The organism is Paremcibacter congregatus (genome assembly GCF_006385135.1).
Lineage (GTDB): Bacteria > Pseudomonadota > Alphaproteobacteria > Sphingomonadales > Emcibacteraceae > Paremcibacter > Paremcibacter congregatus.
Genome location: NZ_CP041025.1, coordinates 1,120,643 through 1,145,627, shown reverse-complemented (window position 1 = coordinate 1,145,627; position 24,985 = coordinate 1,120,643). Strand labels below are relative to the sequence as shown.

Genomic DNA, 24,985 nt, shown 5'->3' with positions numbered 1-24,985 from the left:
ACTTGTTAATGTTTTTTTATGATTCTTGACAATTAGCTTAACATATTTAATATATATGAAAAGGAATAATTTTATTTTTCATATAAAAATACGAGAAACGGGAATATTCTGGTCATTTACAATAAGGGTATGTCATGAAAAAATGGATTTGTTTGGTATGCGGCTGGACCTATGATGAGGCGCTCGGTGATCCGCAAGAAGGCCTGGCGCCGGGAACAAAATGGGAAGACATTCCCGATGACTGGACCTGCCCTGATTGCGGTGTTGGCAAAGAAGATTTTGAAATGGTTGAGGTAAAAGCCCCTCAATCTGCCCCGGCAACAGCGGCCGCGGCCATTGTGTCCGCTCAGGATCCGGTTGTGATCATCGGCTCCGGCCTCGCCGCCCATAACCTTGCCAAGGAATTTCGCAAGCATGACACCACGACCCCCGTGATGATGATCACCCGCGACGATGGCAGCCTCTATTACAAACCCAACCTGTCCTCCGGCCTGACCACCGGCAAAAGCCCGGATGATCTGGTGATGGCCAGCACCAAAAAAATAGAAACCGATCTCGCCCTGACCCTGAAGGCCTTCACCACCGTTCGCACGATTGACCCCGAGGCTAAAACAGTGACGGCAGGCGGCGAGACAATAACCTATTCGAAACTGGTGCTCGCCACCGGCGCCGGCGTCATCAGGCCACCTTTTGCAGGTGACGCGACGGATCAGCTGCTGCATGTCAATGATCTGCTGGATTATCGCGTCTATCGCCAGGCTTTGGCGTCAGCCGAGAAGGTCGTCATCATCGGCGGCGGCCTGATCGGCTGTGAATTCACCAATGACCTGCTCAATCATGGCAAGCAGGTGACCGTGATTGACGCTTTCGGGCATTGCATGCCAAATTTGCTGCCGGAAGAGGCCGGACGGGCGCTGGAACGGGCACTGACGGAGAAAGGCGCGCAGTTCCGGTTCAACCACAAAGTCACCGCCATTTCCAAATCCGGCGACAAATCTACGAACGACTTCAAGGTACAGCTGGACCAGGGTGATCCTCTTTCCGCTGATCTCGTACTGTCCGCGGTCGGATTGCGGCCCCATGTGGCGCTTGCCGAGAGGACCGGGCTCACGACCCAGCGCGGCATCACGGTCAACCGCCATCTGGAAACCTCCACCCCGGACATCTACGCCCTGGGTGATTGCGCCGAGGTCGACGGGCTGAACCTGATGTATGTGGAACCGCTGCTGCTGGCGGCCAAGGCCTTGGCGCGGACCCTGACAGGCGAGAAAACCGCTGTCACGTCCACAGTTATGCCGGTGATTGTCAAGACACCCACCTGCCCGGTGGTCGTCGCGCCGCCGCCGGCCCATATTTCTGGCGCCTGGGACATTCAGGTCAAGGGCAATGATGTAGAGGCCCTCTATCGTGACGAGGTCGGCGAGGTCGTTGGCTACGCGCTCACCGGGGAAGCAACCAAAAACAGGAAAGAATGGGACCGCACCCTGCCGTCTCTATGGCCCCAATAAAAATCTTTGCTTTGCACCGGGCTTCCGCTACTGTTCGGAAGCCCGATGACCAACCCGGAAAGAAACCCGTGACGGATAAAGATAACGACCCGAAATTCCTTGATGACTTCCTGTCTTACCTGCTGGCCCGCGCCAGTCATCTGGTCTCGGAAGACTTCTCCGCCACATTGAAAGCCGCCGGTTTTGACAGGGCGCGCTGGCGGATACTCGCGTCCCTCAGCGATTATGACAAGGTGCCGATCGGCAAACTGGCCAATACGGTGTTGATGAAACAACCCACCCTGACCAAAGCCCTTGATCGTATGGAAGAAGAACAGCTGGTTGAACGTCAACACTCCCGGCAGGATCGCCGTTCTGTCAAGGTCGCGATAACCGCCAAGGGCCGGGAAAAAGTCGCCGAACTTCTGCACCAGGCCAAGGAACATGAGCGTGAAATCCTCAAAGATTACAGCGCCGAGGAAGAAGCCATTCTCAAAAGAGTGCTCGCCACCCTGATTGAACGTCTATAATCCCCTACCCCAGTTCTTTCGCCACCAGATAACCTGACGTACCGCCCAGACCCGGTCCCGGATGAGTCGATGCCCCGATATGATAGAGCCCTTTTACCGGGGTCGCATGATTCTTCGTCGCCTTCAGCGGCCGCCAGAGCATAAACTGCTCAATCCCACAAGCGCCGGAATAAGGATCCCCCTTCACCAGGTTAATATTGGCCCGCGCCAGATCGCGGGGGCTCAGGATCGCCCGCGCCAGAATTTGCTGTTTCAGGCCGGGAATATGACGGGCAAGACGCTCTATGATCCGGTCGGCGTAGGCCTCCTTCGTTACTTCGTCCCACATCCCGCCTGCCGGAATATCAATCTCACCCGCCGCATCACCTTTGATATGATAGGGCAGTTCCTGCAACTGCAACCACAGAATGGATTTCCCTGCGGGCGCGCGGCTCGCATCCAGCGCCGTGGGTTGCGCGACCACAATTGTGGCCTCCGCCGGTAGCAGGCCACGTTCGGCTTCATTAATCGCCCGGGACACACTGTCAATCCCGCTGGTCAGATGCACCATCGCCACTTTATTTAACGCCGGATCCTGCCACGCAACATCGCCGTCCAGCGCCAGATGAATTTGCATGTCGCCATTGCCGTAATGATAGGCTTCCGCCTGACTTTTCACCTCGGCAGGCAACGGTACCTTCGCCAAGAGGTCACCATAAAGTTGGGTCGGCGTGACATTACAGATGATCGCTTTACAGATGATCGCTTTTTTGGCGGTAAAAATTTCTCCTGAACCGCATTTTACCGCCTGCGCCTGATTGTCTTTCACTATAATTTCGGTGACATCCCGTCCGGTATGGAAAGTCCCCCCCCGGGATTCGATCAGCGACCTGAAAGCGGCGACGAAATTGCCACTTCCCCCCTTGACGATCGGCATTCCGGCGACCTCCAGCGTGAAACAGATCAGTTTGCCCATCAGCCCAGACAAGGGGCTGTTTGGTGCCAACCCGGTGTGCAATATCCACGGGGCGATACAGGCCTGTACATCATCCGCATCAAAACTGCTTCTCAGCCAATGGGCGCAATTGTCCATAGACATGCCAAAGAAATCCGACAGCCCGCGTACCCCCCTCACCCAGGCCGCTTTGACCATAAGTTTCAGGGTGGAAAATTTCCACAGGTCCGCGCCCAGAAGACCGAATATGATATCCGTATTCTGCTCGATATCGGCCATGGCGCACGCATAGGCTGACGCGTCTTTTTCGGACAGGGCCGCCAGATTTTCAGCCCGCGATGTGGTCAGGGTAAACTGCCGCCCGTCCGGCAACACCGCCGCTGTGGGCCGTGTCGTATTGACATATTCCAGACCATGAGCGTGTAGACTTTCCCCCAACTCCGCATAGGCGGGCGACGTGACAAACAACGGGTGAAAGCCGGAAAATACGTCATGACGAAAGCCCGGCAGAGTCAGTTCTTCGGTCTTGATGCAGCCGCCGATCCAGTCATTGCGCTCCAGCACACACACGCTGTGGCCCTGACCCGTCAAAAGCGCCGCCGCCACCAGAGAATTAATCCCGCTGCCCACGATGATAAAATCTGAAGTATGCGGTTCGGCTTGTGCCATATACTGGCCCATGGTTTATTCTCCCTAGATATAAAACGACAGACCTTATTCCTTAACCAATTCCCTGCCCCGCAGGATATGGGTTTCCCTTGCGACGGATGGAATTATGCATTTTTCGCACATATTGTGCAAAATATGCACATATCAGCCCGGTCCGGCCCTGAAAATTATTTCACCAGTAAAATAATTTGTGCTATTCTGATCGAATAAAATAACGTCACAAGACGATACCGGGGGCGGTCATTTCAGGGAAGTACACGATTATGGTTCAGAAACCACTCGAAAAATTTCAACTGTTCCACACCTATGAGGCGGACGAAGCGCGCCAGATTGTTAGTAACGTCTATTGCGATCATACCCTGACTCCGGATCACAGAGGCCGGGTTGACGCCCTGCATAACCGGGCCAAACTGTCCTCTGTCTCCCTCAATTACATGGAATATGGTTCCGACGTCACCGTCGACCCCGGCTATCTGGAGAATTTCTTCCTGTTTCAACTGCCTGTGGATGGCGCCGCCCGCATATGCGTTAATAACGATGAATTTGACAGCACCCCCGGGGTTTCATCGGCGATTAATCCGTCGGAATATACCCGCATGCGCTGGAACAAGGACTGCAAGAAGCTGCTGGTACAGATCAAGCGCGAAGCCATGGAAGAACGCCTGTCCCGCCTGTTGATGCGGCCCATTGACAAGCCGATCCTGTTTGACCACAGGGTCAGTGCCGATCAGAACGCCCAGGCTCAGGTCTGGTGGCGGCAAATCTGGTTCCTGATCAATGAACTGGATCAGGATATGAACCCCTGGCGGTCGCATTTCCTGCTGGAAGATCTGGAACGTAATCTTCTGACCAGTCTGCTGTTTTCCTTCCAGCATAATTATCAGGCGCAACTAAACGCCCGCGAAGCCACCGCCGCGCCAAAACATGTGCGCCGGGCAGAAGATTATATTATGGCCCATCTGAAAGACGCCATTTCCATAGACGACCTGGTGGCGGTCACCGGGGTCAGTCCCCGGTCTATCTATAACGGCTTCAACAGCTTTCGCGGCACAACGCCGATGAAATATATCCTTGAGATGCGCCTGGCCAAGGTGCGGGAAGATTTACAGGCCGCTGCTCCCGGTGCCAACGTCACCACCATCGCCACCCGCTGGGGCTTTAATCAGCTCGGCCGTTTTGCCGTATCCTACAAAAAGGTTTACGGCGAGAGCCCGTCAGAAACCCTGAAAAACAACATTCATTAGGCCTGCCACACCCCGCATAGCCAATCCTGCCTTGACTGAATAACCTCTGCAGTTACTGAATAGCTGCCTTTCGGCTGATCTGCTTCACTGTTCCCACACCATAAAACATAGGGAATATATCATGAAGGGATTAAGCAACAAGGTTGCCATCATCACCGGCAGCGCCACCAGCATCGGAGCTGAAGTCGCCCGCGCCTTTGTCGAGGCCGGCACCCGGGTCATCATCGCCGACATCGCCGAAGAAGCCGGCGCAGCCCTGGCGTCAGACCTCGGAGAGGCGGTCCGGTTTGTCCGCACAAATGTCATGAATGACGCCGACCTGAAAGCCGCCGTCGAGACCGCGGTCGAGACCTGGGGGCAGCTTGATTTTGTCGTCAACACCGCCTGCACCTATCTCGACAATGGCATGGATTCCACCCGGGAAGAATTTCTCGAGGCACTGAACATCAATGCCGCCGGCGGATTTATGCTGGTGCAATACGCCCGGCCTCACCTGAAAGCCAGCAAAGGCGCCGTGGTCAATTTTGGCAGCATCAGCGCCAAGGTCGCCCAACCCGGCCGATGCCTCTACCCCATGTCAAAGGGCGCCATCCATCAGCTGACCCGCAATGAAGCACTTCTTCTTGCCGAAGACGGCATCCGGGTCAATACGGTTTCCCCCGGCTGGACCTGGTGCACGATCATGGATCAGGTGACTGACGGCAATCGCGCCAAGACCGATCAGGTCGCCGCCCCTTTCCATATGACAGGACGGGTGGGCGATCAGCGGGAAGTCGCCGATGCAGTTCTGTTCCTCTGTTCCGACCACGCCAGTTTTATCACCGGCACCGATCTGCCGGTCGATGGCGGTTATACAGCCCTGGGCCCGGAACAGCAAACAGACGCCCTGAGCAAACTGGCGGAATAAACGACAAAGGAATTCATTATGCGTAAAATCACCATCATCGGCGCCGGTCAATCCGGTCTTCTTATGGGCATCGGCCTGAAAAAACAGGGCTACGACGTTACCATCATCACCAACCGCACCGGCGACGAGGTCTACAACGGCGGCATCCTGTCATCCCAGGCCATGTTCAATGCCGCGCTGGATATCGAGCGGGATTTCGGGCTGGACTTCTGGGATGATGAATGTCCCCCGATCGAGGGCATCTCCCTGACCGTTGCCGCCCCCGATGGCACCAAGGCCATAAACTGGGCCGCGCGTCTTGAAACCGGTCATGCCAATTCCGTTGACCAACGGGTCAAAATGCCCGCCTGGATGAACGAATTCGAACGGCTCGGCGGCAAACTGATTATCGATGATGTCACCATTGACAGTCTCGAAGATATCGCCCGCGACAGTGATCTGGTGATGGTTGCGTCCGGCAAAGGCGATATCGGTAAAATGTTTGAACGGGATGCGGCGAAAAGCACCTTCGATAAACCGATGCGCGCTCTTGGTCTGACTTATGTAAAAAACATGACCCCGCGCCCGGATCACAGCGCCGTCTGTTTTAACCTGATCCCCGGAGTTGGTGAATATTTCTCCTTCCCGGCCCTGACCACGACCGGCCCTTGCGACATCATGGTGTTCGAAGGCATTCCCGGTGGCGAAATGGACTGCTGGGGCGGCGTAACCTCCCCAGAAGAACACCTTGAAGTCAGCAAGACCATTCTCGAAAAATTTCTGCCCTGGGAAGCCGACCGCTGCCATGAAATAGAATTGACCGATGATAATGGCAAACTTGCCGGACGCTTTCCCCCAACCATTCGCAACCCCGTTGGCCGTCTGCCCTCAGGTCAGATCGTGCTTGGTCTTGCCGACAGCATTTGCCTGAACGACCCGATCACCGGTCAAGGCTCCAACAACGCCACCAAATGCACCAAAATCTTCTTTGACAGTATCATTGCCCGCGGTGACCAAGCCTTTGACGAAGCCTGGATGCAACAGACTTTTGATCAGTTCTGGGACTATGCCAAATTTGTCGTCGACTGGACCAACGCCTTCCTGTTGCCCCCGCCCCCGCATGTATTGCAGATCCTGGGCGCCGCCGAAGAACACCCTGAAACTGCGCAAAAAATAGTCGATGGCTTTAACGATCCACGTGATTTCTTCCCCTGGTTCATGGATCCCGCGGCGGCGGACGAGTACCTCAAAAAAGTCGCCTCGTAAATTTAGGACTTTGAATTTCATCTGCAGGAGGAGGGACTTCCCTCCTCCGCCCTGATCAAGGATAAACCATGACCGAAACCGTCACTGCATTGCAGGAAAATTTTCGCCAAACCATGCGCCGCATGGCCGCCACCGTCAGCATCATCACCACCGCCACAGAAGACACCCGCCTCGGCATGACCGCCACCTCTGTCACCTGTGTCAGTTTTGAACCGCTGTCTATGCTGGTATGTGTCCACAAGGGATCAAAGTTTCATGACCTTATGGAAAAGAGCGATACCTTCTGCATCAATCTCTTACATCAAAGTCAGGAAAATATTTCAAATCATTTCAGCCGTCCGGGCAGTGGTGAAGATCAATTCACGCTTGGCCAATGGTCCATGAAAAATGGCCTGCCCTTCCTTGAGGAAGCCCAGGCCAATATTTTCATCACTGTGAAGAAAGTGACAGGCTTTGGCAGCCACAGTCTGTTCATCGGCGAAGTCACAGATCTGCAGTATAATTCCGACGTCGCCCCCCTGCTCTATGCCAATGGTAATTACGCTGGCCTCAAAGCCGCCTCTTAATAGCGGCTGGCGCTTTCTTCAATGGCGTAACCTTCGCTGCGCACGGTGCGGATGATATCGGCCTTACCGCCTTCATTCAGCGCCTTGCGCAGACGCCGCACCGCCACATCGACGGAGCGATCTTCGAGATAAATCGTCGTTCCCCACGCCAGATCAATCAGACGGTTGCGGCTAAAAACCCGCCCCGGATGGGACATCAGGGCTTTTAACAGCCGCAATTCTGTCGACGCCAGCTCCACCGGGTCACCGTCACGGCTGACCCGCAACTTCACCAGATCAAGTTCGATGCCGGCATATTCGATTTTCTCTTCCTGCATTTCAGGATGAGAGCGCCGCAGCACAGCCCGCACCCGCGCCACCAGTTCGGACGGCAGGTAGGGCTTGACCACGTAATCGTCGACCCCGACCTCGAAACCGCGCACCCGGTCATCTTCTTCCCCCCGCGCCGTCAGCATGATCACCGGCAAGGATTTTGTTTCTTTTTCCTTACGCAGTTTTTTCATGATGCGGATACCGGATACTTCCGGCAACATCCAGTCAAGGATCAGCAAATCCGGCAGCGCCTCATCAATCATCTCTAGCGCTTTTAAGCCGTCCGGCGCCAAACCAACCCGAAAACCTTCTTCTTCCAGATTGAATTTGAGAATTTCGGCTTGCCGAGGTTCATCTTCCGCAATCAAAATATACAATGTATCTAAAGCCATAGCATAAATTCCGTCGTTTCTACTCTACAATTACAGTGGCAGCCTGGTCAGCATTCTCACGCTCACCTTCAAAATAATGCCCCATTTTAACATAATAAACCTGCTCGGCAATATTCGTGGCGTGATCGCCCATACGTTCTATATTTTTTGCGATGAACAGTAAATGGGTGCTGGCGGTTATATAACGCGGATCTTCCATCATGTAGGTCAGAATCTCCCGAAACATGCTGGTATAGAGCTGGTCAACTTCCTGATCTGCTCTTAAGACCTTGATTGCCGCCTCTGCGTCGCGTCTGACAAAAGCCTGCAACACATCCTCGATCATAATCTCCACCAGTTTACTGGCGTGACGCAGATTAGAGCCAACTTCCGCCACCAGCGGCACCTGTTTCATGGTCGCGGTGCGTTTGGCGATATTTTTCGCGTGATCGCCGATGCGCTCCAGATCGCTGGAGATCTTGAACGCCGCCACGATAGAGCGCAGGTCCGCCGCCATCGGTTGGCGCAGGGCGAATATTTCCGTAGCGGCCGTCGCCACTTCCAATTCCAGCTGATCAATGGTGCGATCATCACTGATCACTTTTTGCGCCAGATCCAGATCCTGTTCCAGCAAACTGGTGATGGATTCATTGAGTTGCTTTTGTGCCCGGTTACCCATCTCAAGAACCTTGGCAATCAGGTCATCCAGTTCATCATCAAAAGCCTGTACGATATGTTCATGTGTCATCTGTTGTCTCCTAGCCAATCCGGCCGGTAATATAGGCTTCTGTCTTCGAATTTTGTGGCGCGGTAAAGATATGGTTGGTCTCGCCCTCTTCCACCAATTCACCCAAATGGAAATAGGCCGTATAATCCGACACCCGGGCGGCCTGCTGCATGGAATGGGTGACGATCACAATTGTGTATCGTTCTTTCAGTTCATATATCAATTCTTCAATCTTCGCCGTGGCAATCGGATCCAGAGCCGAACACGGCTCATCCATCAGGATCACCTCCGGTTCAATGGCGATGGCGCGGGCGATGCAAAGCCGCTGCTGCTGCCCCCCGGACAGACTGGTGCCCGGCGCATCCAGACGGTGTTCAACCTCGTCATAGAGCCCGGCGCGGCGCAGACTTTTCTTGACGATCGCGTCCAGTTCATCCTTGCCTTTCGCCAAACCGTGAATCCGGGCGCCATATGCCACATTTTCATAAATTGTCTTCGGGAAAGGGTTCGGTTTCTGGAACACCATCCCGATGCGGCGACGCAGGACTTCCACATCGACATTCCTGTCGTAGATGTCATGCTCGCCAAGCTTGATCGACCCTTCAACTTTGCAGGTCGGAATCAAGTCATTCATCCGGTTAAGGCAGCGCAAATAGGTGGTCTTGCCACAACCAGACGGGCCAATCAAAGCGGTTACCCGGTTTTCCCTGATGTTGAGATTAACATTTTTCAGCGCCAGATTACCGCCATAAGAGACACAAACATCGGATGTTTTCATCTTATAAACCACGGCGTCGTCAGCGGATGCTTCGGTCCCGGGCGCAGACTTGGTTGGCGCCTCAACATTCTTTCTCATATCCATCTTCACACGACTTTCTTTTTCAGCCTGCTCAGCTGTTTTGACATCAACGTAGCTGTTCATATCTCTTACCACTTCTTCTCAAATTTCTTACGCAACAAAACAGCCGCAAGGTTCATCAGGATCAGAAAGACAATAAGGACCATGATCGCCCCTGCAGTCTTTTCGGTGAATGCCCGTTCCGGGCTGTCAGACCAGAGAAAAATCTGGACCGGCATGGCCGTTGCAGGATCAGTAAAGCTGGATGGTGGATCGGCGATAAAGGCCACCATGCCAATCATCAACAAAGGAGCCGTTTCACCCAAAGCCCGGGCCATTCCCAGAATGGCACCCGTCAACATACCAGGCAATGCCAACGGCACAACATGATGGAAAACGGTTTGAACCCTTGTCGCGCCAAGCCCCAGGGCCGCTTCCCGGATTGACGGCGGAATTGACCGCAGTGACACTCTGGACGCGATGATAATGGTTGGCAACGTCATCAGCGCCAAGACCATCCCGCCCACAAGCGAAGATGACCGCGGCAGCCCAAAACCGTTCAGAAAGATCGCCAACCCCAACAGGCCAAATATAATCGACGGCACCGACGCGAGGTTATTAATATTGACCTCTAGAAACAGGGTCGCCTTATTCTTGGGGGCGAATTCCTCGAGGTAAACCGCCGCCATGACGCCAACGAAAAAGGACAGGACAAAACAAATGATCAACGTGAATAAGGATCCCAGCAAGGCCCCCCCGACCCCGGCCCGTTCCGCATCCCGGCTATCGCCATTCAACAAAAAGCCCATATTGAAATCAGTGCGAATGCGGTTTCCCGCCGTCAGTCCCATGATCCAGTCCACTTGCCGCTGGCTCAGTTGCCCCGTATCCACACCACTCGCCGTGGTGCCCAGGCCATCCTTGACCGCCACATCGACATCATCCGACGCCGGAAGCCAAATAACCACGGGACCATCCGTGGCAATTTCCTGCCCGATGATCTCGTTTCTCAGTTTTTCTTCCGCATCCGCACCCACAAGGCGTCTGTATTCGCGCTTTGCCGTGCGTCCGATAACCGTCGGATCAGAATTACCCATGATGTTCCGCAGCAGACTGTAACTGTCCCCTGCTGCATCCTCTATCCAGGTCTGTTCTACCTCGAACCGGATTTCTGTTTTAAAAAACGCCCCCATGCCCTGTATGGAAATAGAGAGCATCAGAAAGGCCAGAAAGCCAAGACTGGCGACAATCGCCGCCAGGCCTGTCATACGGAAGAAGCGTTCCGTCTTGTACCGCTTCTTGAGCCCCGGCATCGACGCTGCCGACAGAGGGGATATATAAGATAAATCAGTCATATTCTTCCTGATATTTAAGGACAATCCATCTGGCCAGGATATTGAAGACCAATGTGATACAGAGCAACACCAGTCCCAGGGCGAAGGCCGCGAGGGTTTTTGCACTGTCAAATTCCTGATCCCCGGTCAGCAACATAACGATTTGCACAGTCACTGTTGTTACCGCATTCAGGGGGTTAAACGTCAGGTTCGCCGCCAGTCCGGCCGCCATCACCACAATCATGGTTTCCCCGACCGCCCGGGACGCCGCCAGCAAAATGCCGCTGGTAATGCCTGGCAAAGCTGCCGGCAGGATGACTTTACGAACCGTTTCTGACTGGGTTGCCCCCAGTCCCGTAGACCCTTCGCGGAGCGCCTGTGGTACCGCGCGAATGACATCATCGGAAATAGATGATACCAGCGGGATAATCATGATCCCCATAACCAGTCCCGCCGCCAGCGCCGATTCCGACGCTACGTCAAGGCCTAGACTGGCCCCCGCAGACCTGAGCGCCGGAGCAATTACGATCGCGGCAAAGAAACCATAAACAACGGTAGGAATACCGGCCAGTATTTCAAGCGTCGGCTTGATCACTGCCCGATGTGCAGGTTTTGCATATTCCGCAAGATAGACCGCGGAGTAAATTCCGAAAGGGGCGGCAATCGCCACGGCAATGAAGCTGATCAGCAACGTTCCCGTCAGCAAGGGAATAAACCCGAAGGCGCCTGTGGAGCCAACCTGATCTTCCCGCATTGCAGTCTGAGGCGACCAATTGGTACCAAAGACAAAATCGATAATCGATACCTGACTGAAGAAACGGATTGTTTCGAACAGCAAGGACAGAATTATCCCGATCGTCACGAAAACGGCGACGGCAGAACAGATCACAAGGGCTGCCCTTATGATCTGCTCCAGTGGTCGACTTCTTCGTTGGATGAGTCCTTCACCCATTTCACGAATTCCACTCATTTATACGGCCAATCTAAACGTTAATGCCATTTTACTTGGACAAACGGCTGAGAACCTGGTCCCGTAACGCTGTGCGTTCAGCAGAACTCATCGGGATCAGACCCCGCTCGGACAGGTAACCTTCATCACCGCTGGCTTTATCGTCGGTGAATTCTGTAACAAATTGCGCCAGACCACCAACTTTGCTCACATGAGCGCCTTTGACATAGAAGAACAGAGGCCGGGAGATCGGATAGGACCCGTCAGCAATATTATCGAATGTGGCATTCACACCGTTAATTTTAGCGGCCTTGACAGTATCTGTGTTCTGGTCAAGGAAACTGAAGCCGAAGATCCCCAGAGCAGTTGGATTAGCCTGCAGACGCTGCACGATCAGGTTGTCGTTTTCACCGGCTTCGATATAGGCCCCGTCTTCGCGGACGCTATGACAAATCTTTTTGTAGGCTTTCTTGTCTTTCTTTTTCATGGCCTTGATTTCAGGGAACTGTTTACAGCCACCTTCCATCGCTAGTTCCTGAAAGGCGTCACGTGTACCGGATGTGGGAGGTGGGCCAAGCACTTCGATTTTCATGTTTGGCAGAGCGGAATTCACATCTTTCCAGGTTTTGTTCGGGTTCGGGATCATCTTGCCGGAAGCATCAGGAATTTCATGAGCCAGAGCCAGGAAGATGTCTTTTGTCGTAACAGTGAAAGTCGCTGCAGATTTGGCGTTGGCCAAAACAATGCCGTCATATCCGACTTTCACTTCAATAATATCTTTTACCCCGTTTTTGGCGCAAAGAGCTGTTTCTGAAGACTTAATCGCACGGGACGCATTTGAGACACTCGGTGTATCCAATGCGGCGCTTTCACAGAACAGTTTGAAACCGCCGCCTGTGCCTGTGCTTTCAACGATTGGCGTGGCGAATTTTGTGGTGCGGCCGAAACGCTCAGCAACAACTGTTGTGAAAGGATAAACAGTTGAAGACCCGACGATACGAATCTGATCCGCTGCGGACGCTGCTACCCCGGAAGCAGCCAAAAGCGCTGCACTGATTGTAATTGATTTTAGGTTCATCTCAATTTCTCTCTTTGTGTGAAACTAAGGAGAAACTACCCGGGCCATAAGACCGTCAACTTACAGAAATATTACAAGAACGTTACATGCCATCATTATGAAATAAAACCTTAGTTTTCTTCCGGCATCACCGGGAAAGTAACGGAAAATGTCGTCCCGCCCTCTTCACTGCTGGTGATATTCAGCTCTCCAAGGTGACGATTAATGATGTGCTTTACAATCGCCAGCCCCAATCCCGTACCGCCAAGATCCCGGGAGCGGCTTTTATCGACCCGGTAGAATCGTTCGGTCAGACGGGGAATATGCTTCTCCTGTATCGGTGTCCCATAGTTATGGACTTTAATCTCCATGCTATGCTCCGTAACATCCACCCGCAAGGTAACATTGGAATCCGATTCGCCATATTTGATGGCATTTTCCGCCAGATTATAAATCGCCTGATACAGTTCATCATACTCACCCCGCATATCCGGCAGGTCGTCTTCAATCTCCAGCACGATATCCATTCCCTTGGCCCGTGCCTTGGTGGATAGCACTTTGGCGATATTGGTCATGATCGGCAACAAATTGGCGGTTTGATTCGGCAGAATATGCTCAACGGCTTCCGTGGCCGACAGGCTCAACAAATCATCGACAATACCGTGCATGCGTTCGGTTTCCTGAGCCATCAATTCAATGAATCGCGCCCGGGTGTCCGGGTTGGCTCCTGCCCTGCCCCGCAAGGTTTCAATGGTCGCAATCAACGTTGTCAGAGGAGAGCGCAGTTCGTGACTGACATCAGCAACAAAAGAAGCCCGCATTCTTTCGGCTTCTCTCGCCGCCGTGGTTTCATAAATTGCAATATAGGCGCCATCCCCTTCTTTACTCTGAAACGGGCTGATACTGGCCTGAAAGGTGCGTTTACGCCGAACCGTCCGTACAATTTCGCATTCCATTGCTTCGTTTTTTTCAAATACCCGGGCACAGGCTTCGAGAAAGTAACTGTCCGTAATCATATTGGAGAGCGGTTCGCCGGCGCGGAAACCGTTAAATACTTCGCGCGCTCTTTTATTGGCCGCCAACAAAATGCAGTTGGAGGAGATCAGAATCACCGGCAGAGGCAGGCTGTCAAGTGATTCAGAGCCGTAAAAAGGGGTTTTAACTTTCTGGTCTGCAATATTTCTCATAATATTCCTGCTCTCGCGCTATGACTGAATTCGCATTGATGATACGTACGTAATCCTAGTTATGAACCAATAGAATCCGGCTGACAAGCCGCTATAAGTTACCTGTAACAGTCCTGTCACATAATCGCCACGCGCCGATCATTCCACCGGACTAATTCTGCCTCTGCAAACAAACGCCGGGTATATTAACCTGGTCTTATTAACTGGGTATTACTTTCTATTGCACCCTTGCAATGCAACATACGAGGAAACAACATGAGACTGATCAATAAAGCCATCACAGCCACTGCGCTGACAACAATCTTCTTAGCTGCGACCGCAACGGCACAAGCGGCGGGAACCGTTGAAAACGAGATATCCGACCTGCGTAAAAAACTGGAAGAACTCGAAGCCAAGCTCGAAAAACAGTCAGAGAAATCTAGCGGCAGCCCCGTAAAAGTTAAGTGGGAGCCAGCCCCGTCCATTTCAAGCCCGGACGGCAAATTTGAAATGAACCTGCGCGGCCGCATTTATGTCGACACTGCCTGGATCAATGACCAGCAGGACAATGAAAACACTCAGGCTACAGAATTCAGAACCGCACGCCTCGGCATCGAAGGTAAAGCCTGGAAAGACGTCAAATACAAATTCGAAGCCGATTTCGCCGGTAACGAAGTCGATGTCAAAGATGCCTACATTCAGTGGAAAGGTCCATTGGCGGTCAAAGTCGGTCAGTTCAAAACTCCAAACTCCCTGGAAGAACAGACCAGTTCCCGTTACATCACATTCATGGAACGCGCCTCCTTCACCGACGCCTTCTCCCTCGCTCGCCAGATCGGCCTTGGCCTTGGCACCAGTGGCAAGGACTATACCGTTAACGTCGGCATTTTCCGCGGTGCCAATGCAACCGATGATGAAGACGAAGGTCTGACCTTTGCCGGCCGTGTGACCTACGGACCCAAAATGGGCGACACACAGCTTCACCTTGGCGCCTCCTTCCGTCATCAGAATAAGGGCGACGATCAAAGCAGCATCCGCTACCGTCAACGGCCACATGCTCATCTGGCTCAAAACCGTTACATTGATACAGGCAGATTCGCCGATAAAGATACGTTCTTCGGTTTTGAAGCCGCCGGCGTTATGGGCCCTATCTCCCTTCAAGGCGAATGGGCTTTCGTTAAAGCCAATATCAAAACTCCGACAACCGGCGAAAATGATCCGACCTTCAATGGTGGTTACATCGAAGCCAGCTACATGCTGACCGGCGAATCCCGTGCTTATAAAGGCAGCAAAGGTTCCTTCCAGCGCATCAAAGTCAACAACCCTGTCTTTGAAGGCGGAATGGGCGCCTGGCAGGTTGCTGCCCGCTTTGACCGCATTGACCTGACCGACGAGACTTTCTTCGGCGGCGAACAGGATACTTTCCTGGTGGGTCTGAACTGGTACCTGAACCGTCACACACGGTTTATGATGAACTACTCACACGCCAACATCAAAAACGCAACTGATGTCAGCAAGAATGACGTCAACGGCAAGAACAAGGTCGACACCATCGGCTTCCGGGCCCAGGTTGACTGGTAGTTCTTACCGGCCTTATTCTCGAAGATATCATGGCGGCGACCCATTCATTTGGGCCGCCGCTTTGTTTTGTCCCCCCTGCGGCCCCGTGCGGCCAAGACCGCGCCCGAATTCAGCAGCAGACCATGGGTATTGTCTTCTTCTTTTTTTTAATATATATCTCGAAGATACAAAAAATAAATAAGGGACAGGCCATGTATAAATTTCTTAAGATTACCGGAATCACCTTATTTATCGCCCTAATGGTCTTTGGCGCGGTTGTGTTGTTTAATCTCGACAAGACAGCCCGGCTTTACGCCACGATGACCCTGTTCGATAAGAACGAAATTGTTCATAATTTCTCTCATATGGACGATGCTTTTCTGACCGCCCCCGTCAAACGCAGTGGTGAGATATACCGGTTCGAGACATCCCCGGCCCCGCTGCCGAGAAGTTTCACCTATCGCGGGCAGGAACTGATCACGGAGAATTATCTTAAGCGCCGGGCCACCACGGCGCTTCTGGTGCTGAAAGACGACAAGGTCACCTTTGAAAATTATTACAAAGGCACTTCGCCGGAAGATCTGCGCATTTCTTGGTCCATGGCCAAGTCCTTCACCGCCACCCTGTTCGGCATTGCGGTGGAAGACGGCCTGATCGACATCAGCAAACCGGTAGAATACTACCTGCCGGAAATGAAGGGCAGTGGTTATGAGGGAGTGCCCGTCACCGATGTCCTGCAAATGTCCTCCGGCGTGACCTGGAACGAGGATTACGCCGACTTTTATTCCGACATCAACCGCATGGGCCGCATATTGGCCATCGGGGGATCGCTTGATGAATTCACCACCACCCTCACCCGGGAAAAGCCTTCCGGTGAGAAATTTCATTATGTCTCCATGGACACGCATGTCATCGCCATGATCGCCCGTCGGGTCACCGGAAAATCACTGATCGAACAGGTCGAGCAACATATCTGGTCGAAGATCGGCATGGAAAGTGACGCCAAATGGCTGACCGATTCAGTGGGAGCCGAATTCGCCCTCGGCGGTCTCAATGTCCGCACCCGCGATTATGCCCGCTTTGGCCGACTCTATCTACATAATGGTAACTGGAACGGTGAACAGGTCGTGCCGGAAACCTGGATCAAGGCTTCCACTACACCATCATCAGAGCACAACAAGCCAGGCAAGGATAAATTCGGTTATGGATTTCAATGGTGGCTTGCCCCCGACGCCCGCCCCGGCGAGTTTTTCGCGGTTGGCGTTTATGGCCAGTTTATCTATATCAATCAGCCGGAAAATATCGTGATCGTGAAGAATTCCGCGGACCGGGATTTTATGAATGCCCTGAATTCAAAACATGAGGCGATTACCTTCTTCCGCGCCATCACCGATGGGTTTCGTGCCCCCGCCGTACGACAGGCGGAAGCGGCAGAATAGAGATCGTCACCTGCACGGCCCGACGTCAAGGTACACTCCCGCTCGACGGCCGGAATGACGCGGGTTTGTGAGTCTTATACTATAAAATTTCCGGATGACGATCGAAACGAGGGGCTTACACTTCCGCTTCTACCTGACGGGTGATGTCTTCTATGCGCTTAAGGGTCCGGGCCAGAGTTTGTTCCATATGGGTGGCATCCTCAACCGCTCCGTTTTCCTGCAAAGCCCCTCCGCCGCGTGCTTCATCCAGTTCATCCGCAAGCAGGATCGCCGTCATCAACATAAGACGAGGTTCGCTGACCGCGCCCATTTTACTGGAAATCATCGCCGCTTTGTCATCAACATATTTCGCCAGCCGGATCAGCCGTTCACTCTCGCCATCGCCGTCCGAACACGCCAGGTGATAACTCCGGTGATTGAATTTTACGGTTACATTCGCCATAAGTCGTTCCGTGATTTTAGATTAATGCAGACTCTTCTGCGCGATAAGTGCGTCAAGGTCCTGCAGCGTTGTCGCCAGTTCTTTTTCCGCCGAATCATTGGCTTCTTCCAGACGGCGGTATTTTGCCTCCAGAAGTTCATAACCTTTTTTAAGGGTGATACAGTGTTTTTTAGTCTCGTCCAATTCCCGCATCAACTTCTTATTTTGTTCCTCCAACTCGGCAATATACCCTGCCTGTTCGTCGGAACTGACGCCGGTCTTCTCGCTCCGGGAAAGCAACGCCCTCTCAAGACGCAGAATGGCGTCCTCGATTTCCTGCCGAATAGCGGATACATCAGTCTTTGTCTCGGGTGATGACATTCTATTATACCCTTGGTGAGTGAATTTCCCGATGCCTATGCACCGTCACTTGAAGACTCATTGTGACAAAAAAAATGACATATTAGAAGCCAAAAATACAAAAATAAATGTGAAGCCTTTGATTCCGCAGAAAATCTCATAAGTCGGTTGACGAAAAGGCCGCAAACGTTCATTGTGCCGCGCGTAAGTGGGTATTATTTCACCCGAAATTTTAATCAGTTGGTAAAAAATAATATGACGACCTCCCATTCTGACATGGCTAATGCCATTCGCGCACTATCCATGGACGCGGTACAGGCCGCAAATTCGGGTCACCCCGGCATGCCGATGGGCATGGCTGATGTGGCCACCGTTCTCTTCACAAAACATCTGAAATATGACCCCGCCTGGCCGGAATGGCCCAACCGCGACCGGTTTATCCTGTCCGCAGGTCATGGCTCCATGTTGATCTATTCCCTGCTGCACCTGACCGGCTATGAAAATCCGACCATGGATCAGATCCGTAATTTCCGCCAACTGCATCAACCCTGCGCCGGTCACCCGGAAGTAGAGGAACTGCCCGGCGTCGAGATGACCACAGGACCACTGGGTCAGGGACTGGCCACATCCGTCGGCTTTGCCCTTGCCGAACGTCTGTCACAGGCCCGCATGGGCGATGTGATTGATCACCATACTTACGTAATTTGCGGCGATGGCTGCCTGATGGAAGGCATCAGCCACGAAGCCATCTCCATGGCCGGTCACCTGAAACTCGGCAAACTGGTCGTGCTCTGGGATGATAACGAAATCTGCATCGATGGCAGCACCAGCGCCACCGTCTCCGACGATCAACTGGCCCGCTTCACTGCCTCCAACTGGCATGTCCAGGCGGTGGATGGTCATAACCCGGCCGAAATCGACGCCGCCCTTGAGGCCGCGAAACGCGATGATCGCCCGTCAATGATCGCCTGCAAGACCACCATCGGCTACGGCGCGCCAACCAAGCAGGGCACCAACGGTGTGCATGGCGCCCCGCTCGGCGCGGACGAAATTGCCGCCACCCGTGAAGCACTGGGCTGGCCTTATCCGCCTTTTGAAATCCCGGCAGATATTCTTGACGCCTGGCACACCGCCGGCAAGCGTTCACAGCATCTTGCGGAACAGTGGAAACTGGCCTTCGACGGTCTTGATGAAGACATAAAAGCCGATTTCACCCGACGGCAGAATAAAGAATTGCCCGAAGCATTGGTCGATGCCGTCAACGCCTTCAAAAAAGAAAATGCCGAAAATCCGGTCAAAGTCGCGACCCGCAAGGCGTCCGAAATGGCGCTTGGCGTGATCAACCCGATTGTCACCGAAACCATTGGCGGCTCCGCCGATCTCACCGGTTCCAACAATACCAAGACCAAGGATCAGGCCCCGATCACCGGCGACGATTTCTCCGGCCGCTATATGTATTACGGCGTGCGTGAATTCGGCATGTCCGCCGTGATGAACGGTCTGGCGCTGCATGGGGAATACATTCCCTACGGCGGCACCTTCATGGTCTTCACCGATTATTGCCGTTCCGCCATTCGTCTCAGCGCCCTGATGCAACAACGGGTGATCTATGTCATGACCCATGACAGCATCGGTCTGGGCGAAGACGGCCCGACCCATCAACCGGTCGAACATCTGATGAGCCTGCGCGCCATGCCCAATCTGGCGGTTTACCGTCCGGCCGATGTGGTGGAAACCGCCGAGGCCTGGCTCGCCGCCCTGCAGGACACCACCCGTCCGAGCATCCTGTCCCTGACCCGTCAGGGGCTGACCCCGGTCCGGACCACGCACACCGATGAAAATATGGTTGCCAAGGGCGCCTATGAACTTCTGGCCGCCGACGGCGACGCCAAAGTCACCATTGTCGCCACCGGCTCCGAAGTCGAGTTGGCGGTCACCGCCCGCGACACCTTGCAGGCCGAAGGCATCCCGACCCGGGTGGTCTCCATGCCCTGCACCGATGTGTTTGATCAGCAGTCCAAAGCCTATCAGGATGAAATCCTCGGGAATGCCCCGATCAATGTCGCCATCGAAGCCGGAATTAAATTCGGCTGGGAACGCTATGTTGGTCGCGATGGCATCATCATCGGCATGGACAGCTTCGGCGCCTCCGCCCCGGCGCCCGACCTGTATAAACATTTCGGAATTACGTCTGAGGCCATTGTCACAGCGGTAAAAAATAGATTATAAGACCATAGATACTCAAGCCACATTATACATAAGAAAACGGAGAATTTATTCATGACTATTCGTGTCGCAATTAACGGCTTTGGCCGCATCGGACGTTTGGCCCTGCGCGCCATCTATGAATCAGGCCGCACAGACATCGACGTCGTCGCCATCAATGATCTGGGCGCGGTTGATATGAACGCCTATCTGCTGAAGCGGGATTCCGTGCATGGCACCTTCCCGTTTGATGTGAAAGTCGAAGGCAACATCATGGATCTCGGACGCGGCCCGATCCGGGTTACCTCAGAACGCGATCCGGCCAACCTGCCATGGGCGGAACTGAATGTTGACATCGTTTATGAATGTACAGGCTTCTTCGCCGATAAAGAAAAAGCCTCCGCGCATCTGACCGCCGGCGCCAAGAAAGTGCTGATTTCAGCACCGGCCTCCGGCGTTGACAAGACCATCGTTTTCGGCGTCAACCATGACACCCTGACCGCAGACGACATCATCGTCTCCAATGCTTCCTGCACCACAAACTGTCTCGCTCCCGTGGCGCAGGTGCTGCATGACGCGGTTGGCATCGAAAAAGGCATCATGACCACAGTTCACGCCTATACCGGTGATCAGCGGGTGCTCGACACCCTGCATAGTGATCCCCGTCGCGCCCGCGCCTGTGGCCTGAGCATGATCCCGACATCCACCGGCGCCGCCCGCGCTGTTGGTCTGGTCCTGCCGGAACTCGCTGGCAAGCTTGACGGCACATCAGTCCGGGTTCCGACCCCTAATGTGTCCATGATTGACCTGACCTTCGTGTCCAAGAAAGACACCACGATCGAGGAAATCAACGCCGCCATCAAATCTGCCGCCGAAGGCCGCCTGAAAGGTGTTCTGGCATACGTCACCGAGCCGACTGTTTCCATCGATTATAACCATGATCCGGCCAGTTCCAGCTTTGACGCCAGCCAGACTTCCGTCATGGACGGTAACCTGGTGCGCATCCTGAGCTGGTATGACAACGAGTGGGGCTTCTCCAACCGTATGTCAGACACCGCCAAGATCATGGCTGGCCTCTAGTCATATGGCGACATATAAAACCATCGCAGATCTGGGCGCGCTTGACGGCAAGCGCGTCCTTATTCGTGCGGATCTCAATGTGCCCATGGGCGACAATGAGGCCGGTGAGCGGGTCGTCACAGATGACACCCGCATCCGTTCCGTGGCCCCGACCATCCTGCATCTGATGGACAAAGGCGCGCAAGTGATCGTCATGTCCCATTTTGGCCGCCCGAAAGGCCAGGTTGTGCCGGAGATGTCATTGGAACAGGTGGCGCAGCCTCTGGCCAACGCCTTGAAAAAGCCGCTGGTTTTTGTCAATGACTGTGCCGGGGACGCGGTTTCCGAGACTCTGGACGCCCTTGAAGACGGCACTGTTCTGTTGCTGGAAAACCTGCGATTTCATCCGGGGGAAGAAAGCAATGATCCGGATTTTGCCGCGGCGCTCGCCGCCAATGCGGATTATTTCGTCAATGAAGCCTTTTCCTGTTCCCACCGGGCGCATGCCTCCACCGAAGGCATCACGCATCTGATCCCGTCGGCAGCTGGCCTGTCTTTGGAAAAAGAACTGGTGGCGCTGGAAAACGCCCTCGGCAAACCGGTCCATCCGGTCTGCGCCGTGGTTGGGGGGGCGAAAGTCTCCAGCAAGCTCGACGTCCTGACCAATCTGGTGGAAAAAGTTGATCACCTGATCATCGGCGGCGGCATGGCCAATACCTTCCTCGCCGCCCAAGGTGTTGATGTGGGCGCGTCGCTCTGCGAACATGACCTGGCCGATACGGCCCGCGCGATCCTCAGCAAAGCCGAAGCCCAGGGCTGCACCGTGCATCTGCCGACGGATCTGGTGGTGGCGAAGGAATTCAAGGCCCATGCGGCATGCCGCACCATCGGTCTTAATGACGTCGCCGCGGACGAGATGATCCTCGACGTGGGACCGGCGTCAGTCGTGGCCTTGGCCGAAATGCTAAAAGACTGCAAAACCCTGATCTGGAACGGCCCGATGGGTGCTTTCGAGATCGCGCCTTTTGACGCGGCCACTGTCGCGCTCGCGAAAGCCGCCGGCGCGCTGACAGCGGCCGGATCTCTGGTATCCGTGGCCGGTGGCGGCGATACCGTCGCGGCCCTCAACCATGCGGGCGTTGCCGATCAATTCTCTCACATCTCCACCGCCGGTGGCGCTTTCCTCGAATGGATGGAAGGCAAGGAACTGCCCGGCGTGAAGGCCTTGGAAAAATAAAAGCTTCGTTTTTTATTCTTTGCCGCTTAATATCAAAGCCCGACCAGAAATGGCCGGGCTTTTTTATCGGAAAATCATACAGTGTCACTCCGAAATTGACCTCACAGTGGTTTCCGGATCGCGCGGCGCTTGTCCGGAATGACGACTGTGTTCCTCTTCTCCCTGATTGTATTTTTCAACGGATCGCGATATACACGGAAGACGGATGATATATCCCCCCAAGACAACACACGAGTTACCACATGGCCGATACACAGCTTTATCTGATCACCCCCCCCGCCTTCGACCCGCTCGCCTTTGCCGAGAGCCTTGAAGCGGCCCTTGACGCCGGGCCGGTCGCCAGTGTGCAACTGCGCCTGAAAGACGCCACAGACGAACAGGTGATCGAAGCCGCCGCCATTCTGATGCCGCTGTGTCATGCCCGGGAAGTGGCCTTCATCATCAATGACAGGCCGGACCTGGCCAAGAAAATCGGCGCGGATGGGGTTCATATCGGACAAAGCGACATGTCTTACGCCGAAGCCCGCACCATAATCAGTGATGACGGTGTTATCGGTGTGACCTGCAAGGACAGCCGTCATCTGTCCATGGTCGCCGCCGAACAGGGGGCTAACTATGTCGCTTTTGGCGCCTTTTTCCCGACCGAAACAAAGGCCGACACCACCCCCGCCAACAAGGATATTCTCAGCTGGTGGGTGGAGCTGTTTGAAATTCCCTGCGTCGCCATCGGCGGTATCACGGTGGAGAATGCCGATGAACTGATCAAGGCCGGAGCCGATTTCCTTGCGGTATCTTCCGGTGTGTGGAACCATCCCCAGGGGCCCCGGGTCGCCGTGCAACAATTCACCCGCTTGATCGAGGAAAACTAAATCACAAATCACCCCTGTCTCGCCATAAAAGGACCGACCATGCATCTGAAAAAATTATGCCTTTCCCTCCCTCTCCTGATGCTATCGACCGCTTTCTCTCAGGCCATGGATTGCACCAAGCCGGTTGGCGACTGGAGAAATGACGTAAAGTCAGTGATGTCCATTGAGAAGGTTGACCCGGCCACTGGACGGATCACCGGCACCTACATCAGTAAAAACGGCGCGAAAAACCCGATGAGCGGCTGGCTCAACACCTCCGCCCCGGTGGAGGGCAAGCATAACGCCACCGCCATTCATCTGTCCGTCAACTGGCAAGGCGAAGGCGCGATCACCGCCTGGACCGGCTACTGTCATATGGTGGACGGTAGCCCGGTCATTCAAACCGAAGATCTGATCACCTTCACCAATGCCGACTTCGCCTGGAGCCATGTGATCTCGAATCATGACACGCTGGTGCCTGTCAAACAATAGAGCTGTTTTAGAGAGGAAACTGCTTTTGCGGCTTCGTGGTTTTACGGGGACGCCGCGGCGGGCCTGCTGCCTTGTCATCCCCCTGCCCCCGTCTGCGCCAGACAAAAGAACCTAAAACCAATCCGCCGGCAAGTGCGCCATACAATCCCGACCCCTTAGCAAAAAACACCGAGGGCGTTTCTGGAATCAACTCGCCACTGACCTGGCCTTCATACCAAACTGTTGCCTCCAACAGGATGTAATCGCCTTCGCCTGAAAGTTCGAAATCAAGCCGTTTTCTATGTGCGAGATCCTGAGCTGATGTCACATCCAGAATTTTATTTTGAATGGTGAAATAACCGTCATAGCCATCCAGGCGCTGTTCCAAGCTGCGGTCGGTAATTTTGTAATGTTGCCGCAATCGTCCCCCATCGCCGGTATCTGCATAGGTCCCTAGCAGCAGGGTTGTCTGCCCCTGTGGTATTTGTGTCACCTGTCGCCGGCGACTTGTGGTGCCATAATAGATATTGCGGCCAATAGTCAGCTTCGCCACCTCACCCGGGTTACTGTGAACTTCCGTGCTCACTGCCTTCTCATAATGGTCCGTTTGTCCTGTAACCATGCCCGACAGAGGATATTGCCCCTTATGCCGTTCCACCCGACCGGTATCCTGCCTGATATGTTCCCCCGAACGGATTGTCCATTCTTTATCATCTTTGAAATTAAAGGTTATTCTGACATTGGTTAGGATAAAATCCTGTTGCGACGGCAATTCAGACGATAGATCAAAATGGCCCCGGTACGGCGCAGAATCGGAAACGAGAATATCTAAACGGTCCAGTTTTACTTTTCCCGAAAAGCGTTCTGCATGTGCAGCCTGTGACCAAAGCAGCATGGCATATAATCCGCTGCAAAATATAAAATAACCAACCCGCATGACGTCCCCAGTAACGTTTTATCGATGATATATTCAAGACAAACAGGATATGGTGTCCCGTCCGCCTGCAACATTATCGTGTATATATTCAGGGTTTATTAACAATTACCGA

At 53.9% G+C, this 24,985-nt stretch carries 23 protein-coding genes and 1 pseudogene; 13 read left to right on the top strand and 11 right to left on the bottom strand.

All coding sequences use genetic code 11. The features are described from left to right. Window positions 1-134 precede the first annotated feature (134 nt). Window positions 135-1,508, top strand: coding sequence for an FAD-dependent oxidoreductase (locus tag FIV45_RS05045; protein WP_099471304.1), 1,374 nt, complete (start codon window positions 135-137; stop codon window positions 1,506-1,508). 68 nt (window positions 1,509-1,576) lie between these two features. Beyond that, a complete protein-coding gene (locus FIV45_RS05040; protein ID WP_165776895.1) occupies window positions 1,577-2,017 on the top strand; it encodes a MarR family winged helix-turn-helix transcriptional regulator in 441 nt (146 codons plus the stop codon). Window positions 2,018-2,021: 4 nt separating this feature from the next. Here the strand turns inward: FIV45_RS05040 and FIV45_RS05035 are convergent, their stop codons facing one another. Beyond that, window positions 2,022-3,632, bottom strand: a complete 1,611-nt coding sequence (locus FIV45_RS05035) for a phytoene desaturase family protein (RefSeq protein ID WP_204602024.1) — start codon at window positions 3,630-3,632, stop codon at window positions 2,022-2,024. Window positions 3,633-3,883: 251 nt separating this feature from the next. On the opposite strand from FIV45_RS05035, the gene FIV45_RS05030 reads away from it, so the two are divergent. The 4 genes from FIV45_RS05030 (at window position 3,884) to FIV45_RS05015 (ending at window position 7,582) form a co-directional block, all read left to right on the top strand. Next, window positions 3,884-4,864, top strand: coding sequence for an AraC family transcriptional regulator (locus FIV45_RS05030; protein ID WP_099471302.1), 981 nt, complete (start codon window positions 3,884-3,886; stop codon window positions 4,862-4,864). Between the two features lie 121 nt (window positions 4,865-4,985). Further along, on the top strand, window positions 4,986-5,771 hold the full coding sequence (locus FIV45_RS05025; RefSeq protein ID WP_099471301.1) for an SDR family oxidoreductase: 786 nt from the start codon (window positions 4,986-4,988) through the stop codon (window positions 5,769-5,771). 18 nt (window positions 5,772-5,789) lie between these two features. Then, window positions 5,790-7,016, top strand: coding sequence for a styrene monooxygenase/indole monooxygenase family protein (locus FIV45_RS05020; protein ID WP_099471300.1), 1,227 nt, complete (start codon window positions 5,790-5,792; stop codon window positions 7,014-7,016). Window positions 7,017-7,084: 68 nt separating this feature from the next. Continuing rightward, window positions 7,085-7,582: a flavin reductase family protein gene (locus tag FIV45_RS05015; protein WP_099471299.1), complete on the top strand. Its 498-nt coding sequence runs from the start codon at window positions 7,085-7,087 to the stop codon at window positions 7,580-7,582. On the opposite strand, the gene phoB is transcribed toward FIV45_RS05015, so the two are convergent. The 7 genes and pseudogenes from phoB to FIV45_RS04980 all read right to left on the bottom strand — a co-directional run bounded on the left by phoB (window position 7,579) and on the right by FIV45_RS04980 (window position 14,357). Next, the gene (phoB, locus tag FIV45_RS05010) at window positions 7,579-8,286 is read right to left on the bottom strand and encodes a phosphate regulon transcriptional regulator PhoB (RefSeq protein ID WP_099471298.1); all 708 of its coding nucleotides are present in this window, start codon (window positions 8,284-8,286) and stop codon (window positions 7,579-7,581) included. The genes FIV45_RS05015 and phoB overlap by 4 nt on opposite strands. A gap of 19 nt (window positions 8,287-8,305) precedes the next feature. Further along, window positions 8,306-9,013 (bottom strand): phosphate signaling complex protein PhoU, encoded by a 708-nt coding sequence (gene phoU, locus FIV45_RS05005; RefSeq protein WP_099471297.1) that lies wholly within the window; start codon window positions 9,011-9,013, stop codon window positions 8,306-8,308. Between the two features lie 10 nt (window positions 9,014-9,023). Continuing rightward, window positions 9,024-9,848 carry a phosphate ABC transporter ATP-binding protein PstB gene (pstB, locus tag FIV45_RS05000; protein ID WP_099471899.1) on the bottom strand — a complete coding sequence of 275 codons (825 nt, stop codon included), beginning with the start codon at window positions 9,846-9,848 and terminating at the stop codon, window positions 9,024-9,026. 71 nt (window positions 9,849-9,919) lie between these two features. Then, entirely contained in the window at window positions 9,920-11,185 is a 1,266-nt protein-coding gene (gene pstA / locus FIV45_RS04995) for a phosphate ABC transporter permease PstA (protein WP_204602023.1), read from the bottom strand. Next, window positions 11,178-12,080, bottom strand: a pseudogene (pstC, locus tag FIV45_RS04990) (phosphate ABC transporter permease subunit PstC); the annotation flags it as partial. The gene pstA and the pseudogene pstC, both read right to left, overlap by 8 nt. Before the next feature lie 85 nt (window positions 12,081-12,165). Continuing rightward, window positions 12,166-13,191 (bottom strand): substrate-binding domain-containing protein, encoded by a 1,026-nt coding sequence (locus FIV45_RS04985; protein WP_099471295.1) that lies wholly within the window; start codon window positions 13,189-13,191, stop codon window positions 12,166-12,168. 110 nt (window positions 13,192-13,301) lie between these two features. After that, window positions 13,302-14,357: an ATP-binding protein gene (locus FIV45_RS04980; RefSeq protein ID WP_099471294.1), complete on the bottom strand. Its 1,056-nt coding sequence runs from the start codon at window positions 14,355-14,357 to the stop codon at window positions 13,302-13,304. Window positions 14,358-14,612: 255 nt separating this feature from the next. Between FIV45_RS04980 and FIV45_RS04975 the strand changes: the two genes are divergently transcribed. After that, the gene (locus FIV45_RS04975; protein WP_099471293.1) at window positions 14,613-15,917 is read left to right on the top strand and encodes an OprO/OprP family phosphate-selective porin; all 1,305 of its coding nucleotides are present in this window, start codon (window positions 14,613-14,615) and stop codon (window positions 15,915-15,917) included. A gap of 191 nt (window positions 15,918-16,108) precedes the next feature. Further along, a complete protein-coding gene (locus FIV45_RS04970) occupies window positions 16,109-17,335 on the top strand; it encodes a serine hydrolase domain-containing protein (RefSeq protein WP_099471897.1) in 1,227 nt (408 codons plus the stop codon). Between the two features lie 115 nt (window positions 17,336-17,450). On the opposite strand, the gene FIV45_RS04965 is transcribed toward FIV45_RS04970, so the two are convergent. After that, the gene (locus FIV45_RS04965) at window positions 17,451-17,777 is read right to left on the bottom strand and encodes a cell division protein ZapA (protein WP_099471292.1); all 327 of its coding nucleotides are present in this window, start codon (window positions 17,775-17,777) and stop codon (window positions 17,451-17,453) included. A 21-nt stretch (window positions 17,778-17,798) separates the two neighbouring features. Beyond that, window positions 17,799-18,137: a hypothetical protein gene (locus FIV45_RS04960; protein WP_099471291.1), complete on the bottom strand. Its 339-nt coding sequence runs from the start codon at window positions 18,135-18,137 to the stop codon at window positions 17,799-17,801. Between the two features lie 234 nt (window positions 18,138-18,371). On the opposite strand from FIV45_RS04960, the gene tkt reads away from it, so the two are divergent. The 5 genes from tkt to FIV45_RS04935 all read left to right on the top strand — a co-directional run bounded on the left by tkt (window position 18,372) and on the right by FIV45_RS04935 (window position 23,957). Next, window positions 18,372-20,345 carry a transketolase gene (tkt, locus tag FIV45_RS04955; protein WP_099471896.1) on the top strand — a complete coding sequence of 658 codons (1,974 nt, stop codon included), beginning with the start codon at window positions 18,372-18,374 and terminating at the stop codon, window positions 20,343-20,345. 51 nt (window positions 20,346-20,396) lie between these two features. Beyond that, window positions 20,397-21,401 carry a type I glyceraldehyde-3-phosphate dehydrogenase gene (gap, locus tag FIV45_RS04950; protein WP_099471290.1) on the top strand — a complete coding sequence of 335 codons (1,005 nt, stop codon included), beginning with the start codon at window positions 20,397-20,399 and terminating at the stop codon, window positions 21,399-21,401. Window positions 21,402-21,405: 4 nt separating this feature from the next. Next, the gene (locus tag FIV45_RS04945) at window positions 21,406-22,617 is read left to right on the top strand and encodes a phosphoglycerate kinase (protein WP_099471289.1); all 1,212 of its coding nucleotides are present in this window, start codon (window positions 21,406-21,408) and stop codon (window positions 22,615-22,617) included. Between the two features lie 242 nt (window positions 22,618-22,859). After that, on the top strand, window positions 22,860-23,486 hold the full coding sequence (gene thiE / locus FIV45_RS04940; RefSeq protein WP_099471288.1) for a thiamine phosphate synthase: 627 nt from the start codon (window positions 22,860-22,862) through the stop codon (window positions 23,484-23,486). A gap of 39 nt (window positions 23,487-23,525) precedes the next feature. After that, a complete protein-coding gene (locus FIV45_RS04935) occupies window positions 23,526-23,957 on the top strand; it encodes an avidin/streptavidin family protein (protein WP_099471287.1) in 432 nt (143 codons plus the stop codon). Window positions 23,958-23,964: 7 nt separating this feature from the next. Here the strand turns inward: FIV45_RS04935 and FIV45_RS04930 are convergent, their stop codons facing one another. Then, entirely contained in the window at window positions 23,965-24,831 is an 867-nt protein-coding gene (locus FIV45_RS04930) for a hypothetical protein (RefSeq protein ID WP_133118522.1), read from the bottom strand. Between the last annotated feature and the right edge of the window lie 154 nt (window positions 24,832-24,985).